The organism is Methylocella tundrae (assembly GCF_038024855.1).
Lineage (GTDB): Bacteria > Pseudomonadota > Alphaproteobacteria > Rhizobiales > Beijerinckiaceae > Methylocapsa > Methylocapsa tundrae.
Map to the genome: position 1 here is coordinate 646093 of NZ_CP139089.1, position 26636 is coordinate 672728.

Annotated in this window: 25 protein-coding genes and 1 tRNA gene; 17 read left to right on the forward strand and 9 right to left on the reverse strand. The window is 60.9% G+C overall.

From position 1 onward, the window contains the following. Nucleotides 1–62 precede the first annotated feature (62 nt). The gene (gene cysW / locus SIN04_RS05520) at nucleotides 63–986 is read right to left on the reverse strand and encodes a sulfate ABC transporter permease subunit CysW (protein WP_134487019.1); all 924 of its coding nucleotides are present in this window, start codon (nucleotides 984–986) and stop codon (nucleotides 63–65) included. Then, entirely contained in the window at nucleotides 979–1815 is an 837-nt protein-coding gene (gene cysT / locus SIN04_RS05525) for a sulfate ABC transporter permease subunit CysT (protein WP_423135995.1), read from the reverse strand. Before cysT ends, cysW begins: the two co-directional genes overlap by 8 nt. Before the next feature lie 400 nt (nucleotides 1816–2215). Between cysT and SIN04_RS05530 the strand changes: the two genes are divergently transcribed. Next, complete coding sequence (locus SIN04_RS05530) at nucleotides 2216–2995, forward strand: phosphoadenylyl-sulfate reductase (protein ID WP_134487022.1); 780 nt, start codon at nucleotides 2216–2218, stop codon at nucleotides 2993–2995. A gap of 83 nt (nucleotides 2996–3078) precedes the next feature. Further along, nucleotides 3079–3654: a type 1 glutamine amidotransferase domain-containing protein gene (locus tag SIN04_RS05535; RefSeq protein WP_134487025.1), complete on the forward strand. Its 576-nt coding sequence runs from the start codon at nucleotides 3079–3081 to the stop codon at nucleotides 3652–3654. A gap of 185 nt (nucleotides 3655–3839) precedes the next feature. Here SIN04_RS05535 and SIN04_RS05540 read toward each other — a convergent pair whose 3' ends face one another. Together SIN04_RS05540 and SIN04_RS05545 are read right to left on the reverse strand one after the other, a co-directional pair. Beyond that, entirely contained in the window at nucleotides 3840–4139 is a 300-nt protein-coding gene (locus SIN04_RS05540) for a hypothetical protein (RefSeq protein WP_134487028.1), read from the reverse strand. 442 nt (nucleotides 4140–4581) lie between these two features. Then, nucleotides 4582–5802: an alpha/beta hydrolase gene (locus tag SIN04_RS05545; protein WP_134487030.1), complete on the reverse strand. Its 1221-nt coding sequence runs from the start codon at nucleotides 5800–5802 to the stop codon at nucleotides 4582–4584. A gap of 140 nt (nucleotides 5803–5942) precedes the next feature. Here SIN04_RS05545 and SIN04_RS05550 point away from each other — a divergent pair, with 140 nt between their 5' ends. From SIN04_RS05550 to SIN04_RS05585, 8 genes are all read left to right on the forward strand, one after another. Then, nucleotides 5943–6647, forward strand: a complete 705-nt coding sequence (locus tag SIN04_RS05550) for a hypothetical protein (RefSeq protein ID WP_166795854.1) — start codon at nucleotides 5943–5945, stop codon at nucleotides 6645–6647. Nucleotides 6648–6656: 9 nt separating this feature from the next. Then, the gene (locus tag SIN04_RS05555; protein ID WP_134487035.1) at nucleotides 6657–7334 is read left to right on the forward strand and encodes a TerC family protein; all 678 of its coding nucleotides are present in this window, start codon (nucleotides 6657–6659) and stop codon (nucleotides 7332–7334) included. Between the two features lie 133 nt (nucleotides 7335–7467). Continuing rightward, nucleotides 7468–8313, forward strand: a complete 846-nt coding sequence (locus SIN04_RS05560) for an ImuA family protein (protein ID WP_134487037.1) — start codon at nucleotides 7468–7470, stop codon at nucleotides 8311–8313. After that, a complete protein-coding gene (locus tag SIN04_RS05565; protein ID WP_341264277.1) occupies nucleotides 8222–9838 on the forward strand; it encodes a DNA polymerase Y family protein in 1617 nt (538 codons plus the stop codon). The genes SIN04_RS05560 and SIN04_RS05565 overlap by 92 nt, the downstream gene beginning before the upstream one ends. Continuing rightward, nucleotides 9835–13239, forward strand: coding sequence for an error-prone DNA polymerase (locus SIN04_RS05570; protein ID WP_134487040.1), 3405 nt, complete (start codon nucleotides 9835–9837; stop codon nucleotides 13237–13239). The genes SIN04_RS05565 and SIN04_RS05570 overlap by 4 nt, the downstream gene beginning before the upstream one ends. A 117-nt stretch (nucleotides 13240–13356) precedes the next feature. Next, nucleotides 13357–14733: a chloride channel protein gene (locus SIN04_RS05575; RefSeq protein WP_423136014.1), complete on the forward strand. Its 1377-nt coding sequence runs from the start codon at nucleotides 13357–13359 to the stop codon at nucleotides 14731–14733. A gap of 430 nt (nucleotides 14734–15163) precedes the next feature. Continuing rightward, nucleotides 15164–16000 (forward strand): cytochrome b/b6 domain-containing protein, encoded by an 837-nt coding sequence (locus SIN04_RS05580; protein WP_134487046.1) that lies wholly within the window; start codon nucleotides 15164–15166, stop codon nucleotides 15998–16000. Further along, nucleotides 15997–16851: a molybdopterin-dependent oxidoreductase gene (locus SIN04_RS05585; RefSeq protein WP_134487049.1), complete on the forward strand. Its 855-nt coding sequence runs from the start codon at nucleotides 15997–15999 to the stop codon at nucleotides 16849–16851. Before SIN04_RS05580 ends, SIN04_RS05585 begins: the two co-directional genes overlap by 4 nt. A 135-nt stretch (nucleotides 16852–16986) precedes the next feature. Here SIN04_RS05585 and SIN04_RS05590 read toward each other — a convergent pair whose 3' ends face one another. From SIN04_RS05590 to SIN04_RS05600, 3 genes are all read right to left on the reverse strand, one after another. Further along, nucleotides 16987–17274 carry a GlsB/YeaQ/YmgE family stress response membrane protein gene (locus tag SIN04_RS05590; protein WP_134487051.1) on the reverse strand — a complete coding sequence of 96 codons (288 nt, stop codon included), beginning with the start codon at nucleotides 17272–17274 and terminating at the stop codon, nucleotides 16987–16989. Nucleotides 17275–17345: 71 nt separating this feature from the next. Continuing rightward, nucleotides 17346–18218 (reverse strand): NAD(P)-dependent oxidoreductase, encoded by an 873-nt coding sequence (locus SIN04_RS05595; RefSeq protein WP_134487054.1) that lies wholly within the window; start codon nucleotides 18216–18218, stop codon nucleotides 17346–17348. 123 nt (nucleotides 18219–18341) lie between these two features. Further along, nucleotides 18342–19241, reverse strand: a complete 900-nt coding sequence (locus SIN04_RS05600) for a transporter substrate-binding domain-containing protein (protein WP_134487057.1) — start codon at nucleotides 19239–19241, stop codon at nucleotides 18342–18344. A 166-nt stretch (nucleotides 19242–19407) separates the two neighbouring features. Here SIN04_RS05600 and apbC point away from each other — a divergent pair, with 166 nt between their 5' ends. The 3 genes from apbC (at nucleotide 19408) to SIN04_RS05615 (ending at nucleotide 21705) form a co-directional block, all read left to right on the forward strand. After that, nucleotides 19408–20499, forward strand: a complete 1092-nt coding sequence (gene apbC, locus SIN04_RS05605) for an iron-sulfur cluster carrier protein ApbC (RefSeq protein WP_341264278.1) — start codon at nucleotides 19408–19410, stop codon at nucleotides 20497–20499. 116 nt (nucleotides 20500–20615) lie between these two features. Then, complete coding sequence (locus SIN04_RS05610) at nucleotides 20616–21269, forward strand: XRE family transcriptional regulator (RefSeq protein WP_341264279.1); 654 nt, start codon at nucleotides 20616–20618, stop codon at nucleotides 21267–21269. Between the two features lie 235 nt (nucleotides 21270–21504). After that, nucleotides 21505–21705 (forward strand): hypothetical protein, encoded by a 201-nt coding sequence (locus tag SIN04_RS05615; protein ID WP_134487063.1) that lies wholly within the window; start codon nucleotides 21505–21507, stop codon nucleotides 21703–21705. A gap of 101 nt (nucleotides 21706–21806) precedes the next feature. Here the strand turns inward: SIN04_RS05615 and moaA are convergent, their stop codons facing one another. Beyond that, a complete protein-coding gene (gene moaA / locus SIN04_RS05620) occupies nucleotides 21807–22856 on the reverse strand; it encodes a GTP 3',8-cyclase MoaA (protein ID WP_134487065.1) in 1050 nt (349 codons plus the stop codon). A gap of 92 nt (nucleotides 22857–22948) precedes the next feature. Between moaA and SIN04_RS05625 the strand changes: the two genes are divergently transcribed. Then, nucleotides 22949–23326: a gamma-butyrobetaine hydroxylase-like domain-containing protein gene (locus SIN04_RS05625; RefSeq protein WP_134487068.1), complete on the forward strand. Its 378-nt coding sequence runs from the start codon at nucleotides 22949–22951 to the stop codon at nucleotides 23324–23326. A 114-nt stretch (nucleotides 23327–23440) separates the two neighbouring features. Here SIN04_RS05625 and SIN04_RS05630 read toward each other — a convergent pair whose 3' ends face one another. Further along, a complete protein-coding gene (locus SIN04_RS05630) occupies nucleotides 23441–24043 on the reverse strand; it encodes a L,D-transpeptidase (protein WP_134487071.1) in 603 nt (200 codons plus the stop codon). Nucleotides 24044–24336: 293 nt separating this feature from the next. Here SIN04_RS05630 and SIN04_RS05635 point away from each other — a divergent pair, with 293 nt between their 5' ends. From SIN04_RS05635 to SIN04_RS05645, 3 genes are all read left to right on the forward strand, one after another. Continuing rightward, a complete protein-coding gene (locus tag SIN04_RS05635) occupies nucleotides 24337–24573 on the forward strand; it encodes a DUF1467 family protein (protein WP_341264280.1) in 237 nt (78 codons plus the stop codon). An 88-nt stretch (nucleotides 24574–24661) separates the two neighbouring features. Beyond that, a tRNA-Lys gene (locus SIN04_RS05640) sits at nucleotides 24662–24737 on the forward strand. A 458-nt stretch (nucleotides 24738–25195) separates the two neighbouring features. Further along, nucleotides 25196–26560, forward strand: coding sequence for a TolC family protein (locus SIN04_RS05645; RefSeq protein ID WP_341264281.1), 1365 nt, complete (start codon nucleotides 25196–25198; stop codon nucleotides 26558–26560). The last annotated feature ends 76 nt before the right edge of the window (nucleotides 26561–26636 follow it).

Consider the following 26636-nt stretch of genomic DNA (forward strand, 5'->3'; position numbering starts at 1 on the left):
AAAGTCTTTGTCTCAAACCATCGTCCAAACCGGCGCCCGCCGCGCAGGAACCGGGCGTCGAGCTAGTGACCGCGCGCCTTGCCCGGCGCCGAGCTGCTGGAGCGCGATTCCAGCACAGTCTTGACGAGAAGCGTCACGAGCGCCAGGAGGGCGAGCAGGGACGCGACCGCGAAGGCTGCGGTTATGTTGTACTCATTGTAGAGAATTTCGACGTGCAGCGGCATGGTGTTGGTCTTGCCGCGGATATGGCCCGATACGACCGAGACAGCGCCGAATTCGCCCATCGCTCGCGCGTTGCAAAGCAAGACGCCGTAGAGCAACGCCCATTTGATGTTGGGCAAAGTCACCCGAAAGAACGTTGCGGCCCCGCTTGCGCCAAGCGACAGCGCGGTTTCCTCGTCGACCGCGCCTTGATCCTCCATCAATGCAATGAGTTCGCGCGCGACGAAGGGGAAGGTGACGAAGATCGTCACCAGCACGATGCCAGGAACGGCGAAGATGATTTCGAGATGATGCGCTCTGAGCCAGGGGCCGAACAGTCCCTGCGCGCCAAAGAGCAGCACATACATGAGGCCCGCGACCACCGGCGAAACCGAAAAGGGGAGATCAATCAGCGTGATCAGAAAGCTTTTTCCGGGAAAGCGGAATTTGGCGATCGCCCAGGCCGCAGCGAGGCCGAAAACGATATTCGCCGGTACGGCGATCGCCGCGACAAGCAGCGTCAGCCCGATGGCCGAACGGGCGTCCGGCTCGGCGAGCGCCGTCAAATAGGCGGAGACGCCATTGCTGAACGCCTCGAAGAATACGACCGCGAGCGGCAGCACCAGAAAGAGCAGAAGGAAGACGAGGGTGACGCCGATCAAAACGCCCGCCAGCACTTTGCCTTCGCTGGTGACAGGACTGCGAGTCCGCTTCGGGCTTATGGCTTTTGCCGCGAGCCACGGCTCTTCGATCGGCGCGGCCAGCCCGGTTGCTGCGTCAGACATTTCCAAATCTCCGGCGGCTCCAGGCCTGAACCAAATTGATGGTCAAGAGAATGAAGAAGGAAATCGCCAGCATCCAAACCGCGATCGCGGTGGCGCCCGCGTAATTGAACTCCTCGAGTTTGACCACAATGAGCAAAGGCGCGATCTCGGAGACAAAAGGCAGATTGCCCGCGATGAAAATGACCGATCCGTATTCGCCGACGCCCCGCGCGAAAGCGAGGGCGAAACCGGTCAGCAACGCCGGAGTTAGTGCGGGCAAAATAACGAGGCGGAGGGTTTGGAGCCGGCTCGCGCCCAGCGAAGCCGAAGCTTCCTCGACATCCTGCTGGAGTTCGACGATCACGGGCTGCGCCGTGCGGACGATGAAGGGAAGGCCTATGAACACGAGAGCAACGATGATGCCGAGGGGCGTATAGGCGATTTTCCATCCGAGCGGCGCAATCAGCCCGCCGATCCAGCCGTTCGGCGCATAAATCGCGGCAAGCGCGATGCCCGCCACCGCCGTTGGCAACGCGAAGGGAAGATCGACGGCGGCGTCGAGCAGGCGGCGGCCTGGAAAATCATAGCGCGTCAAGACCCATGCGACGATGGCGCCGAAAACGACATTGATCGCCGCCGCCGCCAGCGCGAGCGAAAAGCTCGTTCTGAGGGCTGCGAAAATACGCGGTTCGGCGGCGATATGCCAAAGGCCCGAAAATCCGAGATCGCTGGCTTTCAGCACAAGCGCGGCGAGCGGCAGGAGCACGATCACGCTGAGATAGACGAGCGTATATCCGAGCGTCAGTCCGAAGCCCGGAAGAATCGAATTGCGCTGCGTAAACAGAGACACGTGAACCCTTTCGCGCTAACCCCGCGGCCCCGCAGCGCGCACCGCCTGCTTGGGAAGGCGACGCATTCTATCAAGCTTATAGAGTTTAAGGTAGCGGAGTTCGCGCTGGATCGCAACCTCACATAATACATACATATAATGTATATTTATTTATATATCGCAAAGCTGCGGTGTTTATCCTATATTCCACATAAGCAGGAAACAGCCGCGTCGATTTCTCTCATTTCAAAGGGTCATTCCAAGGTGGTTGATGAACGCGAGCGCGAGAGTTCGGCGCAGCCCTGCTGGCCTGTTCTCGATGAAGCCAGGCCCTGCAAAACCGAGGTTTGTCCGCGGGAGCGGTCGTAGGCCTTATGGCAAGCATGTTGCCGCGCGCAACAAAACGTGATGGAGGCGCTTGATGAGCGCGAACGACATAAGCGCTGACGACGCCGGCTTTTTGGCGGATGCGGCGGCGCTCGGGCATAGCGCCGAAAAGATCGCTTCTCTCGATACGCCAGCATTGCTGCGCTTGTCGATCGAGGATCTGTTTGCCGGCAAAATCGCTCTGGTTTCGAGTTTCGGCGCCGACTCCGCCGTGCTGCTGCATATGGTCGCGCAAATCGATAAGGCGCTTCCGGTCCTGTTCCTCGATACTGGCGTCCTGTTTCCTGAAACGCTCGCCTATCGGGACCGCCTCATAAAGTTTCTCGATCTTCGCAATGTGATCAGCATTTCGCCCAAAAAGGATCGACTGGCGGCGGAAGATCCCGAGACATTTTTGTGGTCGAGCAATCCGGATCGCTGCTGCGCCATCCGTAAAGTCCTGCCTCTCGCCGAAGCGCTGGAGGGATTTGACGCCTGGATCACCGGACGTAAAAGATTCCAGTCCTCAACGCGGCGGTCGCTGCCTCTCTTCGAGGCGGAAGAGAAGCGGATCAAGATCAACCCGCTGGCAAACTGGTCGGCGGCGCAGATCCTTCGCTATCTCCATGCGCATGATCTGCCGCGACACGAACTCGTCGCCAAAGGCTATCCCTCGATCGGCTGCGTCCCCTGCACGTCAAGGGTCAGGCCAGGCGAGGATCCGCGCGCGGGGCGCTGGCGCGGCGCCGCCAAGGTCGAATGCGGGCTTCATACCCAGCCGTTGACAGGCGTCGCGCTTCAGGCCGCGGCACTGGCGGAAGAACCGCTCTCCTGATCGCTGGCTGGAGCGGACGCGCCTAAGGTGGAACCTGCGTGCAGGCGTCGGGTTTGCCTCCATATCTTTCATGGAGAACAAGCATGCCGACGATACGCGAGGCGCAAATTCTGATTTTGGCGACCAACGGCTTTGAGCAGTCGGAGCTTATGGTTCCGCTGCGCAAGCTGCGGGAGGCGGGGGCGTCGGTGCGGATCGCGGCGCCGCAAGGGCCGGCCATCAGAGGTTGGAACGAAAAGGAATGGGGCGAGAGCGTCAGCGTTGATCTTTCGCTGGACTCGGTGCGCAGCGCCGATTTCCACTGCCTTATCCTGCCCGGCGGCGTCATGAACCCGGATTCATTGCGGACGAATGACGACGCGATCGATGTCATCGTCGATTTTTTGAACGCCGGAAAAATTGTCGCTGCGATCTGTCACGCGCCGTGGCTGCTGATCGAGGCAGGGGCTGTCGAAGGACGCGAACTGACGTCCTATCCTTCGATCCGGACGGATGTCGAAAACGCGGGCGGCCAATGGATCGACAAGCCGGTCGTGATCGATGACAGCATCATCACGAGCCGGTCGCCGAAGGATCTCGACGCCTTCATCGCGACGATCATCGAGCAAATTGAAACCGGCGAACGTCTCGAAGGCGAGCCGTTTCGCCAGAATGCATGAAGGCCAGGCCACCCTGTCCCGGCCCTTGGCGGCTTAAGAAAATGCAAGCCTCAAGGGCAGGGCGCCGCAGCCGGCCCTCCTCATTCGGGCGCTGGAGCGCCTCTCGCAAAATAAACAGGAAAGCCGTCGGCGACGAGCATGATCAATTCGAGATCAATCGTTCAGGCGTCTGTTAAAACGCGCGTTCACGCATCGACCGATCCTGGGGCCACTCCATCCACCGCGGGTTTTAGAATATGTTCAAGAGCGATCAGAATAGGTTGATCGGCTCCCTTCATGATCCGGCGGAGAGCCTGTTTCTCCTCTCCTCCACAATTGCGGTCGAACTGGATGACTGTGCGTGCTGCGAATGCGCCCATGGACATCCCATAGACGCTGGCGGTCGCCCTGACCTTACCCGCGAATTCCGAGCCGATCGAGGCTACCGCCGCTTGCGCGACTTTCTCGTTGGAGCAGGAATGCACGACTTCAGCGATCAAGCACATCACACCCTCGCTTTCGTACTGAACTCAACCAAGTGATGGGGCCTGGCCACAGCCGAGGGCCGGCCGGCGAATTGAAAGGATAGCTATGCCTCCACCATCAATGCCGCCTATGCATATATAGGTTAATGCTAATGTTATTATGACGTCAATACGAATAATTTATGCTGCTGCGCAACAAAACTTGAGGAGATAGGCCTGGAATCCTTCCAATGTTAAACAAAATTTCCGAAAGCCAGTTGTGATTTGAAGTAGAATAAATAAATCGTGTTCAAAGTGGTGCGATTTACTGAAAAGCGATACGGCTACGCTTCTCACCGCGCGGAGAGGCCATAAATTTGCACATACGGAAACTGCGGCCATATCGACCTGATACGCCGCTATGAGGCGCAACGCCGACCACCGCAAGAAGTTCCAATGCGGAAGAATTTTTTTGCGCTTCGCTTCAGGGTGTTGGCGCGCCCACGACGGTCGCGGGCGTAGCGGAGGGAGAGGCGGCCGGGACCGTCGGGGCGGCCGGGGCCGCTGGAGGCGCGAGGGGCGCGGCGATAATGCGATCATCGACGGGCCTGTCGCCAAGGACAGCCTGAACATTGGCGTCCTGCGGCCGCGGCGCCGTGATCTGCGCGCCGATCGTGCGCACCGCGTCGGGAGCGTCGGCATAGGCGCCGTGGCCGATGAAAATATCCGCTTCCCGTGTGAGATCATAGACCCTGACCCCCAACGCCTCGAGCGCTGCTCGATCGGCCTCATTCTTCGGGTCGAGAGCGCCGAGCCGCGGACGGTCGCCCGCGAGCGTGCGCGACAGCGACAAGGCGCGATCGTTCGCCGCGACCAGAACGAACACATGCGAGGGATCGAGCCGCGCCAATTGCTGGCGGAAGACGTTCAAATCGATGTCAGGGGCGGCCAGCATCACATCGCCCAGCTTTTCGTTGAGCTTTGGACTGCCAGCTATGGCGTCCTGCCGCAAAGCCTCCATGGTCAACCATGCGCCCATGGAATGCGCGAGAATATGCACGCGCCCGACGTCGGGCGTTTCCGTCAATAGACGGATGACTTTCGCCAAAGCGTCGCGCGAGACCGTCGCGCTCTCCTTGGCTGCGCCATAGTCGAGCAAATTATTCGTCGAGGGCCAGGTGAAAAGCACTGGCACGCCGCCAAAGCGGCCATCCTGCACGATTTGGGCGAGACGGAAACGCGCCTCGTCATAGCCCGTATTGAAGCCATGCACATAAAGCAGAATGTCGCGATTGGAGCCGATGCGACCCGAAAGGTGTGACGCAAGCTCCGTCAGAAAGGCGGTCTCGTCGAGGCTGCGGCGCTTCACCAGTGCAAAATGGCGTGAGGGATCCGGCGCTCCGATCGAGGGACGCTCCAACTGTCCGACCTGGTGGCCAGGGGGCACGCCGATCATTTGCAGTGAATCACGCATCTCGCCATCGTTGCCGGCTTCGCTCAAGGCGCCGCTCTCGCCCTTGCGCGTCGAGACGACAAACATCGAAACGGGGCGCGGACCTGCGGCGGAATCGGCGATTTCCATTCCCGCCGAACCACAGCCCGAAAGGGCAAGCGCGCAAAGGCCGGCGATCAGGAAAGCCCAAACCGCGCAAGGCGAGCCTTCGGCCGTTCCTCGCCGCGCCGCGCATGAAAAGGCCAGCCGCATCTCATTGTCTCTTCTGGTACAACTGCATCCGCCACATGTAGACGGGGATCACGGCGATTTTCGAGCATCTATCAACGCATCGAAACTTAACGAAAGCTTAACGAGGTCCTTTTAGCCTCATGTCTGAATGGCCTCCGATCATGTCGGGAATGCGACCGCCGCCGTTAGCACGCGGCCCGGGCGCGCCGCTGCGCATTCTCGTCACCGGTTTTGCCGGCTTTCCAGGCTCACCCAAAAATCCAACGGCGAAAATGATGGCGGCGCTCGCGAGCTATCGGTTGCGCCTCGCGCTCACCGGCATTCGCCTCGAGCCCCGTGTCTTGCCCGTGATCTATGCCGAGATCGCGCCGCGTCTCGTCCGCCTCCAGAAAGAGATCGCGCCGGATGCGATTTTACATTTCGGCGTCGCGACGCGGCGGACGAAGTTTTGCGTCGAAGCGCGAGCCCTGAACCGGGTGAGCATCCTGCATCTGGACGCAAGCGGCGCAACGGCGCCTCGCCGCGCCATTATCGCGGGGGCCCCGATGAGCCTGACATCGAGCGTCCCCTGCGGACTGATCGCGGCTGAGCTGCGCCGCAACGGATTTGCGGCCGCCGTTTCGACCGACGCCGGCGACTATGTCTGCAACCAGACCTTGTTTCTCTCGCTCAACCAAGGTCACATGCAGCAAAATCATGCCCCTCTTGTCGGCTTCGTTCATGTTCCGCCTCTCGCCGTGCGCTATCGGCGAGGGAAGGGGCGCTTCAGTCTCGATGATGCGGTCCGCGCCGCGCTCGTCGCCATTCGCATTTTGGCGCCCGCGCTGCGTTCGCGGCGAGCGCTCATTCATCGCCCCGCGCCGTAGTTGCAAGCAATGGATTCAGCTTCAACTGAATTTCTGACGGCGCTGCTCCAGATCATCTGGATCGACATTGTTCTTTCCGACGATAATGCGCTCGTCATCGCTATGGCCAGCCGCTCCTTGCCGAAACGGCAGCGCCGCTGGGCCATCGTGCTCGGCGCCAGCGCCGCCGTGCTTTTGCGCATCATTTACACGCTGCTGTTTTTGCAGGCGCTGGCGCTTCCTTTCATCAAGATCGCCGGTGGCGCGATTTTGATGATGATCGCCATACGTCTTGTCGGCGAGGAGGAGCGCGAGGAAGAAGCGGCCGCCCCAACCTCGATTTGGAGCTCGATCCGCATCATCGTCATAGCTGACGCCGTGATGTCGCTCGACAATGTCATCGCCGTCGCCGGGGCTGCGCAAGGGTCGATGGCGCTGATTATTTTCGGGCTCGTTCTGTCGATTCCACTGGTCGTTCTTGGTTCGACTTTTTTGATCGCGCTGTTGGAGCGGTTTCCCGCCCTCGTCTGGATCGGCGCCGGCATCCTCGGCTGGGTCGCCGGTGAACTCATCGGCTCTGATCCGGCGCTGGCAGGCTTTTTACGAAAAAATGCCGTGGTCGTCGAGACTTGGCAATTTGCCGCCGTGGCGGCGGCCATGGTCCTGTTTTTCTCAGGGTTACGCGTCCGCCGCAAAGCTTCGGCGTAACTCGCCGCCTGGCTTGCGCCGGGCTAGGCTGATGTTGGCACGAGGTCAAAATCGCCTTGACTCTCGCGCCTGAAGCGGGAATCTATAAGAACAAATAGAGAACTAACCCGCAGTTTCATCATGGAGCAGGCCGATGTCGCCAGGCGGCAGATCGGAACGGCTGGATTTTTTGCGTCAAAAGATCGCCCGCGCCGAAAATAGCGTCGCTTTCGCGCAAAGAAATCTCGGCGAGGATTGCAGCCTCGACAGGATGCTGGGCGGCGGCTTGCGCTGCGGCGCTTTGCATGAGATCGCGCCGGGACGAGCCGGCGACGGCGCGGCGGCGTCCGGTTTCGCGCTGGCGCTATCCGCTCGCCTGGCCGCGAAAGCGCCCGCCGGCCGCTCCGCCATCATCTGGATCGTCGAGGATTTCGCCGGCCTTGAAGGGGGCGCGCCTTATGGACCGGGGCTCGCCCTCCATGGCGTCGATCCCGCCCGCCTTATCCTCGTGCATACGGCGAGCGCAAAGGACAGCCTGTGGACCATGGAGGAGGCCTTGAAATGCCGTGCCGCCGCGGCGGTGATCGGCGAAATATGGAATCTCGAGAAGATTTACAGCCTCACCGCCTCCCGCCGTCTCGCCCTCGCGGCGCAGGCGAGCGGCGGCGCCGGCCTGATGCTGGCCGCCGGAATGGCGGGCGGAGGGGAGCGGCTGTCCTCATGCGCGCACACGCGCTTCGAGGTTTTTGCGCACAAAGGGATTTACGCGCGGGGCTCGCCCTTGGCTGGTTTGCCGCTGCCGGGTCTTGCCTGCTGGTCTGTGCGCATCGTCAAGGCGCGCGCGGTCGAACGCGCCAATGGCGCCGATCCCGTCGCCATTTTCTGGGATCATGAAGAGGGCTGTTTCCGTGACGCGTTTCCTCTCCGTCTCATTGCCAACGCTCGCGACCGACCGCATCATCCGGCTGATGCGCGCGCAGGGTTTGGTCAAACCGCCTGAGGCGCCTCTGGCGACAGCCGCTAAAATCAACGGCGCGCAAAAGCTCGCAGCGCTCGATGCGCGGGGGCAAGCTCTCGGTCTCAAGCCTGGCATGACCTTGCCCGATGCGCGCGCCATGCATCCAACCCTCATCTGCGCCGACGCCGACCCAGAGGCGGAAGCAAGGACGCTGGCGCATATCGCAGACTGGTGCCGCCGCTTCACCCCTCTTGCGGCTCTCGATGCGCCGGACGGCGTCATGCTCGACGTCAGCGGCGCCGCGCATCTTTTTGGCGGCGAGGCGCGCCTTCTCGCCGAAATCGAGACACGGCTTCAAACTCAGGGCTTTTTCGCCAGGGCGGCTTTGGCGTCGACGCCAGAAGCGGCTTTCGCCCTTGCGCGCTATGGCGGCGCGCGGATCGACGCCCGCATCCTGCCACTGGGGCTCGACGCGGCGGAACTCGCCCATCGTCTTGGGGATCTGCCGCTCGCCGCCTTGCGGCTCGATCAGGCGACGCTCAAAGCGCTCGCGGAAGCGGGCCTGCGCCGCCTTTGCGACATCCTAATGCGCCCGCGCGCGCCGATCGCCGCCCGCTGCGGCGCTCTTCTTTATGCCCGGCTCGATGGATTGCTCGGCCGCGCGAAGACTCCCATATCGCCGCGTTTCGAAGCGCCGGCCTTCATGACGGAGCGGCGTTTTCTCGATGGCGTTTTGCGGCGCGAAGACATCGAAGCTTCGATCCTGTCGCTGGCGCAGGATCTTTCCGTCCTGTTGACGCGGCATGGCGAAGGCGCGCGGCGGCTCAGGGCCAGCCTGTTTCGCGTCGACGGCATGGTCAAACATTTCGAGGTCGGCGCGAGCCGGCCCTTGCGCGAGCCCGGTCTTATCGCAAAACTCTTTCGCGAACGCTTCGAGGCCGCCAGCATCGCCAATGACGGCGACGCCTTCGACGCCGGCTACGGCTTCGACGTCATCCGGCTCGCAGCGCTTGTCGTCGAACGTAAGGATCCGGAGCAAACCGGATGGAGCGATCCGGACGCTGCAGGCGATCTCGCCGATCTCGTCGACAGGCTCGGCGCGCGATTGGGTCTTCGGCGCGTGACGCGGCTCGCCTTCAATGCTGCGCATACGCCAGAATTTGCCGTCATCGCGGTCCCTGCGGCGCAATATGCGCAAAGAGGCCATCATATAAAAACGGCGTCGAAAGACATCGCTGCGTTTCCGACATCCGAGGCGGCGCTCAGCGGCCATCTGCCCTCGCGGCCAATCCGGCTTTTGAAACGGCCGGAACCGATCGAGGCCATCGCCGGCGTGCCGGATGGACCGCCGCTGCGCTTTCGCTGGCGCCGCGTCCTGCACGAGGTCGCGGCGTTCGAAGGACCGGAGCGCATTGCGCCCGAATGGTGGCGCGGGGAGAGCGCGCTGACCCGCGATTACTTCCGCATGGAAGATCGCGAAGGGCAAAGATTCTGGCTTTTCCGCGAAGGTCTCTTCAACAGCGAAACACCGCGTCCGCGCTGGTTCATGCACGGCCTCTTTGCATGACGCCGCGCTATGCCGAACTGGCGGCGACGACGAATTTTTCGTTTTTGCGCGGCGCCTCCCACCCTGAAGAACTCGTTGCAGCGGCCATGGCTTTAGGCCTTGCCGGCATCGGCATAGCCGACCGCAATTCGCTGGCTGGCGTCGTCCGCGCCCATAGCTTCGCCAAGGCCAATAGAGGCGCGGCTGATTTTCGTCTCGCCATCGGCGCAAGGCTCGTCTTCTGCGACGGTGCGCCGGACATTTTGACTTTTCCGCGCGATCGCGCCGCCTATGGCCGCCTGACGCGGCTGTTGACCCGCGGCAACGCCCGCGCGCAAAAAGGAACCTGTCTTCTGCGCGTCAGCGATCTCCTTGAGACGGCGCAGGACCAGCAGCTCATCGTCATGCCGGCCAGCACATGGGATGACAGAGACGACGCCAAGACAGCGGCGAAAATCCACGCCGATTTATATGACGGTCATTCATATGACGCTCAGCCGCTAAAGGCGGACGATGACGCGGCTTTGCTCAGAAAGCTGCGCGAGTGCGCCAATGGCCGGGTCTGGCTCGCCGCCTCGATGATTTATAGCCAGTCGATGCGTCGTGATCTTGGCCGCCGCATCGCTCTCGCCAACACAACCGGACTGCGGCTTCTCGCCGTCAATGACGTTCTCATGCATGCGCCGGACCGGCGGCTCCTGCAGGATGTGCTGACCGCCATCCGCGAAGGGGAGACGCTCGACCAGATGGGGTTGCGTCTTGAAGCCAATGCAGAGCGTCACATCAAGAGCGGCGCTGAGATGAGCCGCCTGTTCAGCGATGCGCCGGACGCGATCTGCGAGACGCTGCGCTTTCTTGAAGGCTTAAGTTTCAGCCTCGATGAATTGCGCGGCGATTACCCGCAGGAATTGCGCGACGGTTTTGCGACGCCACAGGCGGCCTTGGCGTTTTTCGCACGTGAAGGCGCGAAATTCCGCTATCCAAATGGCGTTCCGGCGCATGTCGAAAAAGCCATCACGCATGAATTAAAGCTTGTCGAAGAACTTGATTACGCACCTTATTTTCTCACCGTCCACGATATCGTGCGCTTTGCCCGCGAAAACAAAAGTCTATGCCAGGGGCGCGGCTCGGCGGCGAATTCGACGCTCTGCTTTTGTCTTGGAATCACGGAAGTTGATCCTGTCTTTCACGACCTTTTGTTCGAACGCTTCATCTCGCCGGAACGAAACGAGCCGCCTGACATCGACGTCGATTTCGAGCATGAGCGGCGCGAAGAGGTCATGCAATATATCTACAATCGTTATGGCCGCGCCCGCGCCGGCCTGACGGCGAGCGTCATCACCTATCGCGCCCGCTCCGCCATCCGCGAAGTCGGCAAGGCTTTCGGACTTTCGGAGGATGTCGTCGCGACTCTGTCGAGCACAGTGTGGGGCCGTTCATCAGCCAGCGTCGACGCCGGGCAGACGCGTAGAGCCGGTCTAGATCCGACGGAAAAACGGCTCGCGCAGGCGTTAAAGCTCGCCGAAGAGCTGATCGGCTTTCCGCGCCATCTTTCGCAGCATACCGGCGGCTTCGTCATCACCCGTTCGCGGCTCGACGAAGTGGTTCCGATCATCAATGCGGCGATGGAGGATCGCACCACCATTGAATGGGACAAGAATGATCTCGACGCGCTCGGAATTTTGAAGATCGACGTGCTGGCGCTCGGCATGTTGACCTGTTTGCGCAAAGGTTTCGACCTCATCGAGAAACATTATGGAAAAGCCTTTACCCTGGCGAGCCTGCCAGCGGAGGAACCCGCGGTTTACGAGATGATTTCCCGCGCGGATACGATCGGCGTTTTTCAGATCGAGAGCAGAGCGCAGATGTCGATGCTGCCGCGGCTGAAGCCTGACAAATTCTATGATCTTGTTATCGAAGTCGCGATCGTGCGGCCGGGTCCCATTCAGGGCGATATGGTGCATCCCTATCTGCGCCGGCGGCAGGGTCTCGACCCCGTCGTTTATCCATCGAAAGAGCTTGAAGATGTGCTCGGCAAGACGCTCGGCGTGCCCTTGTTTCAGGAACAGGCGATGAAGATCGCCATCGTCGCCGCCGGCTTCACGCCGTCCGAGGCCGATCAACTGCGCCGCGCCATGGCGACATTCAAACATGTCGGGACGATTGGCAAATTCCAGGCGAAAATGGTCGAGGGCATGGTTGCACGGAATTATTCGCGTGATTTCTCCGAGCGCTGCTTTAAGCAGATTGAGGGCTTTGGCTCCTATGGCTTTCCCGAAAGCCACGCCGCCTCCTTCGCTTTGCTGGTCTATGCGTCGGCCTGGATGAAATGCCGCTATCCCGACGTCTTCGCCTGCGCTTTGCTCAACGCCCAGCCGATGGGCTTTTACGCGCCCGCGCAAATCGTGCGCGACGCGCGCGAACATGGCGTTGTGATCGAAGAGATCGACGTCAATTGGTCCGATTGGGACTCGATGCTGACGGAAGGCGCGAGGCCAGCGCCGCTGCATTCGCGTCATGCGTCGATGAAAGGCGAAATTCGCTCGACGCATAAGATCCAGCTTGGATTTCGTCAGATCAAGGGCGTCAGCAAAGCTGACATGGAGCAACTCGTCGCGATGCGTGGAAAGGGCTATGATTCCGTGCGCGATCTCTGGCTGCGCGCAGAATTATCTCGCAGCGCATTGGAAGTCCTGGCAGGCGCCGACGCATTTCGATCACTGGGCCTTGATCGGCGCGCGGCGCTTTGGGCGGTGCGCGGCCTTGGCCGTGTCGGCGACAAAGAGGATCTGCCGCTGCTTAAAAGCTTGAGCTGGCGCGCGATCGAGGCCGACGCGAAGCTTCCCATCATGCGGCTCGGCGAACATGTGGTCGAAGATTATCGCCATTTATCGCTGTCGCTCAAAGCGCATCCGGTCGCTTTCCTGCGCGCGCACCTCGCACAGAGAAAAGTCTGCCGCGCCGAAGATATGGCGAGCCAGCGCAGCGGCGCGCGCGTATCGGTCGCCGGCCTTGTTCTCGTGCGTCAGCGTCCGGGCTCGGCCAAGGGGGTTATCTTCCTGACGATCGAGGACGAGACCGGAACCGCTAATCTCGTCGTCTGGCCAAAGGTTTTCGAGGCTTTACGCCCAATCGTCATCGGCGCCCGTTTCATCGCGGCGACGGGGCGCGTTCAGATCGAGACTGGCGTCATCCATGTCGTGGTGGAGCGGGCGGAGGATTTGACGCCTCTTCTGGGGCTGCTGTCGAGGCATGGGGAAGAAATCCCATCCCTTGCCCGCGCCGACGAGGTCAAGCGGCCAAACGAGCGTGATTCCCGCGAACCACGCAAGCACATCCAGCCCAGTCTCTTCAACGATGCCCCGCCGCCCGATGCAATCAATCTCCGGCGCATTTTGCCGAAGGGGCGCAATTTTCATTGAGCCGCGCCTCTAAGCGTCCGATTTGCCGCAGTTTCGCGGCTCATCTCATTGTGGCGGGCGGCGCAAGGCCCGGTTAAAGCATTACAAGGTAGAACCTTGAAATCGAGATAGACCAGGCTGCCGATGCCAACATCCAACCGCCCGATCCCTTCCATTGGACGCTCGCAAACCGCTTTCAAGCGTTTGATGCATCGAACACTTTTCTTGATGGGCGGCCTCTGTGTCGGTGGCGCGGCGATGTTGATGGCCGCGCTGGCCGAACCAGCGCAAATGATTTTTCATCGCATCCTTGAGCTTACGCCCTATGCCGCCTTCATCGTCACGCCAAGCATCTTTGGGTTCTGCGCTTTTCTGGCCCGAAAGGTATTTCCCAATTCGCAAGGCAGCGGCATTCCGCAGGTCATCGCCGCGACAGAGTTGCATGATTCCGAGGACCGCAGCGCTCTCGTTTCATTGAAGATCGCGGCGGGCAAGGTGATCGTCATGATACTCGGCCTCGCCGGCGGGGCGTCGATCGGACGCGAAGGTCCGACGGTTCAGGTCGGGGCGTCGATCATGGCGGCGTTTGGGCGTTGGGCGCCAGCCGGCTATCAGGTCGGGCTCCTGCTCGCAGGAGGCGCGGCGGGCATCGCCGCGGCTTTCAATACGCCGCTCGCCGGAATTGTTTTCGGCATTGAGGAACTGAGCCAGTCTTTCGAGGCCCGGACGAGCGGACTGATCATCGGTTGCGTCATCGCCGCGGGCATCACGTCGCTCGCGATCATGGGCGATTACGCCTATTTTGGCTCAACCGCGGAAACTCTGCCGCTCGGACGAAGCTGGCTGATCGTGCCTCTTTGCGGGATCGCTGGCGGCCTCGCAGGCGGCCTATTCAGCCGCATTGTCATCGCATTTTCAACCGGCCTTCCAAGGGCCTTCACCAAACGCCGCCCGATCGCTTTTGCAATGGCGTGCGGATTTTGCGTCGCCCTCTGCGGCTTCGCCTCGGCCGATACGGTTTACGGCACGGGCTATGCCGAGGCCCGCTCCATCGTGCATGCGACGGCGACGCTTCCCGCCTCGTTCGGCGCGCTCAAACTGCTGAGCACGCTGTTCTCCTCGATCAGCGGCATTCCAGGCGGGCTTTTTGCGCCCTCGCTCGCGGTCGGCGCCGGCCTTGGCGCTGACCTTCATATTCTGTTCCAATCCGTTCCGATAGGCGCTCTGGCGCTGTTGGGAATGGTCGCCTATCTGACAGGCGTTGTGCAAACGCCGATCACATCATTCGTCATCGTGGCGGAGATGACGCAAAACCACGCCATGATCATTCCATTGATGGCCACTGCGCTCATCGCCAATACGACGTCGAAACTGGTCTGTCCCGAGAGCATTTATCGCGCGCTGTCGCAGGTTTTCTTGACGCCGGCTGCGGACGAGGCCGCGGGAGACGGGCGCCCATCGCCGAGCCGAATGGCGCAGGATCCGCAAAAGCAAAACCTCGGCGGCGGCTCTTGATCCGGGGGCGGTCTTTGCCGTCCGCCCCCGACCTTTGAAACTATTTTGTGTTTGGCAGGATGACCTTAAGGTCCGGGCGCAAAGCTAAATTACTTTGACCCCTTTCCTTGCGCCTTATGAACCTTTTTCATGTTCTTATGCTTGTGATATGCGGTTTTGACGATGAGGCCCTCGTCGCTGGAGATAGTCGTCACGCCAGCGGCCGGAATTGGCGCCGCTGTCACAGCCTGGGCGCCAAGAAAACAAGTCGCAGTCACGAGAAACATGAGATTTCGCATTGGCTCTACCTCCCGATAAGCCGGAGCCTTGCGCCCCGGTCTAGATATTTGTTTCAGAAATTCCGGGAAAGAAAATCTTTTTTTCGAGAGACGTAACCTTTCTGGCGTCTTCGGGCGTATTCATATGGGCATCGCCAACACCGAACGAAACCATGACAGACGCTTCTCTGACGCAGGTTCGGCGCGCCGCCCGGAAGCGGCGCATTGTCTACCGCCATAGCGTTTTCATTCGCCTGACGCATTGGATCAATGTGCTCTGTCTGAGCATTTTGTTCATGAGCGGCCTTCAGATCTTCAATGCACATCCAGCGCTCTATCTCGGAAGCAAGTCGAGATTCGATCATCCGATTTTACAGATCGCCTCCAATGAAGACGCTACGCGCGGTGAGACGACAATCCTTGGCCGCACATTCGACACGACGGGACTTCTGGGTCTTTTCAAGGGGCAGGAAGAACCTCTCGAGCGCGCCTTTCCGCCAGCGCTCACGCTTCCTTCCTATCAGGACCTCGCGACCGGCCGGCGCTGGCATTTTACTTTCGCCTGGCTGCTCGTCGCCAATGGCGTTCTCGCGCTCATCTATGGACTCGCAAGCGGACATTTTCGCAAAGACGTCGCGCCAGGATGGCGCGATCTTCGGGCCATCCCGAAAAGCATCATCGAGCATGCGCGGCTGCGCTTCAGCAAGGGCGAGGAGGCGCTGCGCTACAATCCCCTGCAAAAATTGGCCTACGCCGTCATTCTGTTTCTCGTGCTGCCCGTCATAGTGCTCGCAGGCCTTGCCATGTCGCCGGGGATGGACGCCGCGGCGCCGTGGCTGCCCGCGTTGTTCGGCGGCCGGCAGAGCGCGCGCACAGTCCATTTCATTCTGGCGTTCGGTTTGGTTGCTTTCGTCATCATCCATCTTGCGATGGTGATCGTGACCGGGCCGCTCAATAATTTGCGTTCGATGATCACCGGACGATACGCCGTCGAAGGGGAGGATCGATGAAACGGTTTTTCCGGCTGGATCGCCGTGGATTCCTTATCGGCGCGGCTGGCGTTGCGCTCGCCGGATGTGATCGCATCAGTGAAACGGATCAGGCGCAAGACGTTTTTGATGGCGTCAATGAGTTGAGCTACAAGGCGCAACGCCTGTTGATTGGCGCCGATCGTCTTGCGCCGGAGTTTGCCGCAACAGAGATTTCCAGGAACTTCAGGGCCAACGGATCGATCGATCCGAAGGCGCCGTCCTATCGCGAACTCGTCCGCGATCAGTTCACCTCATGGAAGCTGAACGTCGGGGGTCTTGTGGAAAAGGCGCGCGATTATTCGCTAGATGAGCTTCGCGCGCTTCCGTCGCGCACGCAAATCACGCGGCATGATTGCGTCGAAGGCTGGAGTTGCATCGGCAAATGGAAGGGCGTTTTATTATCGACCCTGCTTGATGAGGTTCGGGTCAAGCCGCAGGCGCGCTATGTCGTGTTTTATTGCGCGGACCGGCTTGGCGCCGACGAGGCCGCGAGCAACCCGAACGAGGCCGAGAGCGATCAGGAAACTGATCCAGATGAACAGCCGCCGCAAACAGGCGCCGCCCTCGATGACCCGTCCACGCACTACTACGAGACCATCGATCTCGTCGACGCGCGCCACCCGCAGACGATCCTCGCCTATGACATGAACGACCGTGTTCTCCCCGTTGCGCATGGCGCGCCGCTGCGTCTTCGCGTCGAACGTCAACTCGGCTATAAGATGGCGAAATACATCATGCGCATCGAACTTGTCGAAAGCTTTGCCGGGATCGGGCTTGGCAAGGGCGGCTATTGGGAAGATCGCGGCTACGACTGGTACGCGGGGATTTAATGAGCTTCGTTTTCGACTAGGCGGAACGCGCTCGCGCCAGGAACGAACAGACGCCAGACATCGCCAACCCCGTCCGATTCGCACGAGTCAGACGGGGTTTTTCAACATCCGAAGGCCGCTGCTGGCTCCAGGATTCTAGAGCCAACGTCGGCCTCCTGCCGGGCCAACCGAATCCGTGTTGCGCTTGATGACATGCCAGATGAAAAGCACGATGACCGCGCCGATGGTCGCGCCGATCAGTCCCGCGCCTTGATCGAGCCTGTACCAGCCGATTGTCTGCCCGAGCCATGTCGCGACGAAAGCGCCGATAATGCCGAGCACCACCGTCATGATAAAGCCAGATGGATTGTAAGGCCCAGGCGCCAGGAAACGGGCGATCAGGCCGGCCACAAATCCAATAAGGATGATGTAGAGAATATGCATAGGCCGCCTCGCAAATTTGAATTGCCGGAAGCAAACGCGCTCTGTTGTCTAAAGTTGCGTTGGCGGCTCGTTCATCGCGACCGTTCGAGGCGCGCGATGAGGCTCGACGTGTCCCACCGCGAACCGCCCATGGTCTGCACTTCCGCATAGAACTGGTCGATCAGCGCCGCCGCCGGCAGGCTGGCGCCATTGCGGCGCGCCTCTTCAAGACAGATCGCCAGGTCCTTTCTCATCCAGTCAACGGCGAAGCCGAAATCGAATTTGCCCTCGATCATCGTTTTGGAGCGGTTCTCCATTTGCCAGGACTGCGCCGCGCCCTTGGAAATCACCTCGATGACGGCGGTTGCGTCGAGTCCGGCGCGTTTCGCAAAGTGAAGACCTTCGGCGAGGCCCTCGACAAGTCCGGCAATGCAGATCTGATTGACCATCTTGGTCAGCTGGCCGGAGCCTGACGGTCCCATCAGCCGCGAAGCCTTGGCGTAGGCGGAAATGACCGGTTCAACGCGCGTATAAATGTCGGGGTCGCCGCCGCACATTACGGAGAGCGCGCCATTCTCGGCGCCGGCCTGGCCGCCCGACACCGGCGCGTCGATGAAGCCGTTGCCATTCAGCTTGGCGATTGCGTGGAGTTCGCGCGCCACCGCCGCCGAAGCGGTGGTGTGATCGACGAAGACCGCGCCTCGCGCAAGGCCGGCGAAGGCGCCGTTCTCGCCAAGCGCGACGCTGCGCAGATCATCGTCATTTCCGACGCAGGCGAAAACAAATTCCTGTTCCTCCGCGGCGGCCCTGGGCGTCGCCGCATCCGCGCCGCCGAATTCCGCGACCCATTTCTGAGCGCGGGCGGCCGTGCGGTTATAGACGGTGACCGCGTGGCCTTTCCTTTGAAGATGCCCGGCCATCGGATAGCCCATGACGCCAAGACCAAGGAACCCGATGTTCGCCATTGCCATCCATCCTTTGCCGCGCGGGACGTAAGCCGGCCCGAGGTTTCGATCCTGCAACGATCTAGCCCTTTTTGCGGCTTCGTCTCAAGCGCCGCGCCGCGCTTTTCATTCACGGATCGGTGGTCAGTTGATCTTGTAGTCGAAGTACTTTTCCCGAATCCGCGCGAAGGAGCCGTCGGCCATGCTCTCGTCGAGCGCCTTCTCGAACATCGCTTTCAGATTGACGTCCTGTTTGCGCAGGCCGATGCCGATGCCGTCGCCAAAAAAGGCCGGATCATGCGGAGCGTCGGCGATCAGCCTGCAACATTGCCCTTCTTTGCGGCTTTTCAGGAAATCGACAAGGGCGTCCTTATCGCCGATGACGAGATCGAGACGGCCCTCTGCGAGGTCGAGAATGGCTTCCTCGAGGGTCGCATAGGGGCGGATGTCGGATCGCTTGTAGACCTCATCGAGATAGCTCTCATGAGCGCCGCCCGATTCGACGCCGATCGTTTTGCCGGCGAGGCCATCCGGCGTCGTATTCGTGATGCTGCTCTGCCTGGACGCCATGAAGGCTGAAGGCATGCGAATATAAGGCCTTGTAAAGCTGATCTTCTCACGCCCCTCGTCGGTGATTTCGAGCGCGGCCATGATCGCATCATATTGATGGTTGAGGAGCCCCGGAATGAGCCCGTCCCAGTCCTGCGTCACGAAGCGGCAGGTCACCTTCATGCGCGCGCAGAGATCGCGTCCGAGATCGATTTCGAATCCGGCGAGTTCATTGTTGGCGTCAAGATAATTATAGGGAGGCCTCGCCCCCTCGCTGGCGATTTTGATCTCCGTCCAGACCTGCTCCTGCGCTTTTGGGCCGGACGGCGCCAGGAAGACAAGCAGGGCGACGGCCGCGATTGTCTGGAGCAGGCGCGAATATGCGGAGGATCGGCCAGGATCAAGGCGAAAGGGATCGCGCGCGGGCAGGGGCGTTCTCCTTGGAATGGAAGTGATAAGGCTCAGCGGCGCGCTTCTTGAGGCTCGCGGCCGCATCAGGCGGGACTATATAGAACTCACTTGGCGTGTCCAAAACAAGGGCAGGACAAGCCTCTTTAACCGGCGTCGCGCCGTGATTGAATGAGACCGGTCAATCGCCTATAGCAAACTTCGAATGGGCGCCGATCCTTCAGTCGGCGTGGATTGACGGAGAAAGAACGGAATGGCCAGCGAGCAAGACGTACTGACGGCGCTGCGGGCTGTGCCGGGACCCGATGGCAGGACTCCTTTGCCGGAATCGGGGGCGGTCTCCGGCGTCTCGATCCGGGACGGCAAGGTTTATGTCTCGATTGCGATCGATCCGGCGCGCGCGGCTGCGATGGAGCCGATGCGCGCGGCCGCCGAAATCGCGCTCAGAAAAATAAGCGGCGTCAGCAGCGCGCTCGTCAGCCTCACCGCCGACCGCGCGCCGCCGAAAGCGCCGCCTGGCCCCGCCAAGGCGCCGGCCGCGCGCACAATCGGCATCCCTGGCGTCGCCAACATTATCGCGATCGCCTCCGGCAAAGGGGGCGTTGGCAAATCAACGACCGCCGTCAATCTGGCGCTAAGTCTCGCCGCTCTCGGCTGGCGCATCGGCATCCTTGACGCCGACATTTACGGGCCGTCCCTGCCGCGCCTGCTCGGCCTCAGCGGCAGGCCCCATTCCGAAGGGCGCGTCATGACCCCGCTCGAGGCCTATGGCGTCAAGGCGATGTCGATCGGCTTTCTCGTTGCGGAGGACGATGCGATGATCTGGCGCGGGCCGATGGTCATGGGCGCCATCCAGCAGTTGCTGCGCGACGTCGCATGGGGCGAACTTGACTGCCTTGTCGTCGACATGCCGCCCGGCACGGGAGACGCGCAACTGACCCTTGCGCAGAACGTGCCGCTTGCCGGCGCCGTCATCGTATCGACGCCGCAGGATCTCGCCTTGATCGACGCCCGGCGCGGCATCGCCATGTTCAACAAGGTCGAGGTGCCCGTCCTCGGCATCGTCGAAAACATGAGCTATTTCATCTGCCCTCATTGTGGCGGACGGTCCGACATTTTCAATCATGGCGGCGCGAGGCGCGAGGCGGAGCGCGACGGCGCGCCGTTTCTCGGCGAAGTGCCGCTGCATATGGACATTCGCGAGCATTCCGATTCGGGGCGCCCGGTCGTGGCGACCGACCCGGAGGGCCCTCACGCCAAGGTCTACCGAGACATCGCGAGCCAGATTAAGGCCAGGCTCGAGAAGGGGACTATGCGCGCCGCGCCCAAAATCGTCATCGAATAGAGAATCGTTGACGAGGCTTGCGTGAAACCGGGCAGATTCAAGGGTTTTGGATCCGGGCGGACCTCAAATCGTGTATTACGGTAGTAAGGTACAACACGTTTTGTTATATGTGAGGCATGGAAGAACCTCACGATCGATTGGCGATCGCCCGGCGTAATGCGGGCTTTGAGAATGCGACGGATGCGGCGCGCGCCTTCGGCTGGAACGAGAATACCTACCGCAGCCATGAGAACGGCGAGCGCGGCCTGCGGCTTGCGATCGCTGAACGCTACGCGCGCGCATTCAAGACGAGCGCCGCCTGGCTTTTGACGGGGGAGGGCGATGCCGAAGCGGCGCCGGAACCCAAAAATATTGTGCGGCTGGTCGGCCGCATTGGCGCCGGGGCGGTCATCGACGCCGATTTTGAGCAGGAGCCGCCGGAAGGCTTCGCCGAGATCGAAATTCCTTATCCTGTCCCGGACGGCGCCGTCGCCTTCGAGATCGTCGGCGACAGCATGTGGCCGCGCTATGACCCAGGCGACATCGTTATCTGCTGGAAAGTGGCGCAGACCCGCACCGAGGCCGATGGTTGGGAAGCCGCCGTGCGTCTGACCGATGGCAGGCGTTATCTCAAGACAATTCGAAGGGTCAGCAAGGATCGTTTCGATCTCGTCAGCCACAACGCCGCCCCGATCTTGAATGTTCAGATCGAATGGGCCTGCAAGGTTTTTGGCAATATCCGCGCCGGCGAATGGAACTTGCTGGAAAGAGCGCCGCGCCGTTCCAGGTGATCTGGTCCGATCGGGGCCGGAGATCGTCCCGCGATCGGCCAATCACGCCGTCCCCCGAGGCGCGGGTAAATGCGATTGTTCTTTCACGCAGCGCTATTTGTAAAATTACTGTTAATTGTACATTTTGTGTTGCGCTTCTCTGTGCGTTATGTACAGTACGTTATCGCCGCTGATCAGCGGCCACAGTCCCAAGAGAGGGGTTAGCGCAATGGACAAACAGGGCAGCGACCAAAGAATGACACGTAAGACGAACGCCATTATGGGCGAGTTTGCCTTTGACAATGCGGTCGACGCAAATAAGAGCGAAACCGCTGAATATCTTGCCCAAATGGCGTCTGAACTCTTTACGCTTGCGAAGACGGCCCGGCTGGAGCGGCTGTCGTTGCTTCTCGATTTTGTGCGAAGGGAGGCGGAGGCCGAAACCGGCGCGGCCTGACGCCCACTCAAGGAGGCGAAAAACCGCCTGGGCCTGACTCGTCGATACCGCGTCGAGATTGAGGCAACGGCTCGCTTCTCAACGAAATGAGCCGGCTCGCGCTAGCCGCCGGTGACGCTCATGTGTCGCGTCACCGCAGGCTTCGCGCCTTTACGATCGACGATGAAATCATGCCCTTTGGGCTTGCGCGCTATAGCGGCTTCAATGGTCTCGTTCAAGAGGTCATCGGATTGAGAGGCTCTCAGCGGCGCGCGCAAATCGGCCGCGTCTTCCTGGCCAAGGCACATGTACAGCGTCCCCGTGCAAGTTACGCGGACGCGATTGCAACCTTCGCAAAAATTATGCGTGTGAGGCGTTATAAGCCCCAGACGACCGCCGGTCTCGGTCACGCGGAGATAGCGGGCGGGGCCGCCGGTCTTGTAATCAATCGGCTGCAAGGTGTAGCGCTGCGACAATTGCTGCTCGACAATGGTCAGCGGCAGGAATTGATCGACGCGTTCGGCTTCAATGCTGCCAAGCGGCATGACTTCAATCAAGGTCAGATCCATCCCTCGGCCGTGCGCCCATTCGAGCATGGCCGGAATCTCGGCGTCATTGACGCCTTTCAGCACGACCATATTGATCTTGAGCGCGATGCCGGCCGTCTGGGCCGCGTCGACCCCCCGCATTACCTGCGACAGATCGCCCCAGCGCGTGATCGTCCGGAATTTTTGCGCATCGAGCGTATCCATCGAAAGGTTCAGCCGCCGCACGCCGAGCGCTGCGAGATCAGCCGCATGAGCCGCCAACTGCGAGCCATTCGTGGTCAGCGTCAGTTCGCGCAGCAAGCCGGATTCGAGGTGACGCGAGAGTGAGGTGAAAAAACTGAGAATGCCGCGCCGAACCAGCGGCTCGCCGCCGGTGATGCGCAATCGGCTCACGCCTCGATTGATGAAGGCCGTGCACAGGCGATCCAGTTCTTCGAGCGTTAGGACGTCGCGCTTCGGCAGGAAATTCATGTCTTCCGACATGCAATAGACGCAGCGCATGTCGCAGCGGTCCGTCACCGAAACGCGGACGTAGCTAATGGTTCGGCCGAACGGATCAACAAGCGGAGACGCTATCGGAGCACGCTGTGCGTCAGCTTGGGAAAATTTGCTTATTATTGACATGCCGGAGCGTATGCCTATGCGAAAGCGTGAAGATCAGCAATACACAGAAACGTTGATTGCATGAAAAAAGTTTCAAAAGAACAGGCGGCGAAATGAGAAATGCGACTCACTGGCCAAGTGAATTGCGCCTGAAGGAAAACGGCCGGGTGCTCCATATCAAGTTCGACGACGGCGGAGAATATGCGTTGGCAGCGGAATATTTACGCGTCATGAGCCTGAGCGCGGAAGTTCAGGGCCACCGCGAGGAGGATCGCGTGACCGTCGGCGGCAAACGCAACTGCGTCATCATTGGCGTCGAACCGGTCGGCGCCTACGCCGTGCGGCTCAGTTTCGACGACCTGCACACGACAGGCATCTTCACATGGGACTATCTTTACGACCTTGGCGCCGGCTTTGACCAAAAATGGGCGAAGTATGAGGCGGAACTGAAATCCAAAGGGCTCGATCGCGACAAACCCGGCCAGGCTTGAGGCAATTTGGGCGCTCCTTTGCCGATCGCCCGGGCGGCCGAATCGACCGGACGAACAGATTCTCAGGCTCGACGGCGTCCGTCGAGGAACGAATCACTTTTCCGATAAAGATATTTATTGAACGACGACGCGAGTCCCGACCTTCACGCGTTCGTAAAGGTCGACGACGTCCTCATTCGTCATGCGAATGCAGCCCGATGAAACCGCCTGTCCGATCGTATGCGGTTCATTTGATCCGTGGATTCGATAAAGGGTGCCACCGAGATACATGGCGCGCGCGCCGAGCGGATTGGCCGGGCCTCCCTCCATGAATTTCGGCAAGTCCGGACGGCGACGCAGCATCTGCGCCGGCGGTTTCCACGACGGCCATTCGCGTTTCATCGCGACGGTCCTGGTTCCCGTCCAGGAGAAGCCGGGACGGCCGACTCCGACGCCATATCGGATCGCTTGATTGCCCGGCAGAATATAATAAAGGCGCCGCTCCTCATTGGAGATGATGATCGTTCCCGGCGCATAGCGGCCCGCATAAGGCACGAGTTCGCGCGGCGGCGCGGCTGCCTGCGGCCGGCCGGAGAGTTCTCCCGGATCCTGGGTGAATGAGCCTTGGCCAGGAGCCTGAGGCGGTTGTTGATATTCATAGGCTTTTGCAGCCGGAGAGAAGGTGGCGAGCGTAAGCCCGGCAGCGGCGCTGACCACTGCCAAAACGCGACGGCGCATGTTTGACGATCCTTGAAGATGGGTTGAATTGCGGTGAACCAGCGGCGGGCGCTGCATTGCCGCCATAATCTGATCCTGCCGCGAGGCTGGCAATGCGATGACGCGATCGGAGCCGGCAAGCCGCCTATTTTGTCGCGGCGCGTGTTCAAATGGCAACAACGCAGGCGGGATTTGGCTTCTGCGCATACCGCGCTCTATATAAGCCGGCGCGCGACGGCGCTTTTCGTGGGCGGTCGCCCCGGGTTTCTTTTCGCGCGGGGACCGAGCGCCATTCAACTTGAATGGGGACGAAGATGCCTTTTTCGACGCCGATGTCTTTGGCTATTTTTTTCGTGACCTGGTTCATCGTTCTCTTCGCGGTGCTTCCCTTTGGCGTTAAATCGCAGAGGGAAGCCGGCGATGTGACCAAAGGCACGGATCCGGGCGCTCCTGTTGCGCCGCGCCTGCTCGTCAAAGCTCTATGGACGACCGTCATCGCGGCGGCGGCATTCGCCGCGCTCTCGATTTTTGCGCATTTTGCCGAATCCTGACGTCCGGACGATCGGCAAACGGTCCGCGCATGCGCGTTCTATTGACGGTGCGGGCCGATAAGGTTACTTGACGCACGCTCCCTTAGGAGAGCGCGTAGCTCAGTTGGTAGAGCATCTGACTTTTAATCAGAGGGTCATGGGTTCGAATCCCATCGCGCTCACCAAGCAAATCAAATGGTTAGCGCATTTGATTCCTTAGCCTCATCGCTACGGCAACCGCCCAGCAAACATTCTAGGCGCGAAGTCGGCCACGACAGCGATCTCTCGGACGAAGGTCAGCCATCCTGCTGGCGGGTCAAGAATCCGTCGACCCCAAGCTCGATGTTCGGAGTCTGAGGAAAATCGCTAAAATTCTCGAGGATTATGGCGTTCTGCGCCACCCCTGATCCCTCGGATCGCGCAAAAGCGTCCCGGCTCGGCGCTGTCGCCGGGAACGAGACAGGCTGCTCGCAAATGCAAATGGATTGCCGCCATTTGCAGAGCAAATCCTGAATCGTGGCAGATAAGCATCACAAAACGACGATCTCTTTGTCACAGCGGGAACAAACCGTCATGGCCTCGCCTGTTCATGCTAGGTCCTCAATGCACCCTTCTCACGCAAGATATTTCGACTGGCGTTCGCATGATGGAAAAGCGCGTACCGGGGCTGGCTCTCGTCGCCGCCTTCATGACGCTAGCGGGCTGCGCATCCTACCGGTCCGCGCCTCTTGACCGGGCGCCGAACCTCGCCTCACACGTCTCGGACCTCGTAGGGGCAAACAACAGGCCTATCACGCTTGCCGACCTCGATCGGATGGTGCTTGGCAACAATCCGGAACTTCGCGCGGCGCGGGCGAAGCTCGGCGTCGCGACAGCCCAGGTCATCGAGGCCGAGCTGCTGCCCAACCCGCAGATTGCACTCTCCTATCCATTCTATATGGCCGGCCCCAACGGATCGGACGCGTTCAGCGTGGGTGTTGCGCAGGACCTCAAATCGATCCTCCTGCGTCCGACGCGGCGCGAAATTGCCGACAACGCCGCCTCCGCGATCAACGCCTCGCTGCTTTGGCAGGAATGGCAGACCCTCGGCAAGGCGCGGCTTCTTTTTGTCGACATTGTTTCAGGCGAGCGGGCCGAGAAGGCGCTCCAGCGCAGTCGCAAGTTCCTCCAGGAACGGTTCGACCTCACGAAGGCGGCGATCAAGCAGGGCAATGCGACGCTGGCGGCGCTGTCGCCCGATCTTGTGGCGGTCGGCGACGTCGAGAAGAGCTACGACGATCTTGAACGGCTGCAGCTCAATCGCCGGCATCAGCTCAATGCGCTTCTTGGTCTCGCGCCCGACGCGCCACTGCTTCTTGCCGGCGCGAGCGAGACCCCGCGCGTCGACGCGCAGCGAATCCGCGCGGACATGGCGAGTCTCCCCGACCGCCGGCCGGATCTCATCGCCCTGCAATATGGCTACAGGTCGGAGGATGCGAAGCTTCGTCAGGCGATCCTCTCGCAATTCCCCAACGTCGCGATCGGACTGGTCAGCGGCCGGGACAGCAGCTCCATCTATTCGTTCGGTCCGGAGGCGTCGTTTGAACTACCGGTCTTCAATCGCAACGAGGGGGCCATCGCCCTGGAGCAAGCGACCCGCGAGCAGCTCAATCGCGAGTTCAATGCGCGATTGACCGCTGCGGAGGGGGAAATCGGCGCCCTTCTGTCGGAACAGTCGCTGCTCGCCCGCCAGTTGGCCGCCATTGAGCCGCGCCTGAAAGAGGCTCGCCTCATCGCCGAAAAGACCGAGGCGGCGTTCAAGCAGGGGTCGTTCGACGAACGCGCCTATGTCGACATCGAGGTGGCGCAACTGACGCGTGAGCAGGAGAAGATTGGCCTGCAGCAGGCCCTGCTCGACGGGCAGGTCGCGCTGGCCACGCTGATCGGCGCCGGCATGCCGCGGATTTCGATCGGCCCGGAGCCGCCGCCGGCTGACGTGCTCGGGCTGTTTCAAGCCACTTCTCGCTAGGCCGGTCGCCCGCCGCGTCGGGGAAGGCTCCGGCAGGGGAAGTAGAGTTCTCGCGGCATCGTCGGCCGGCGGCTTG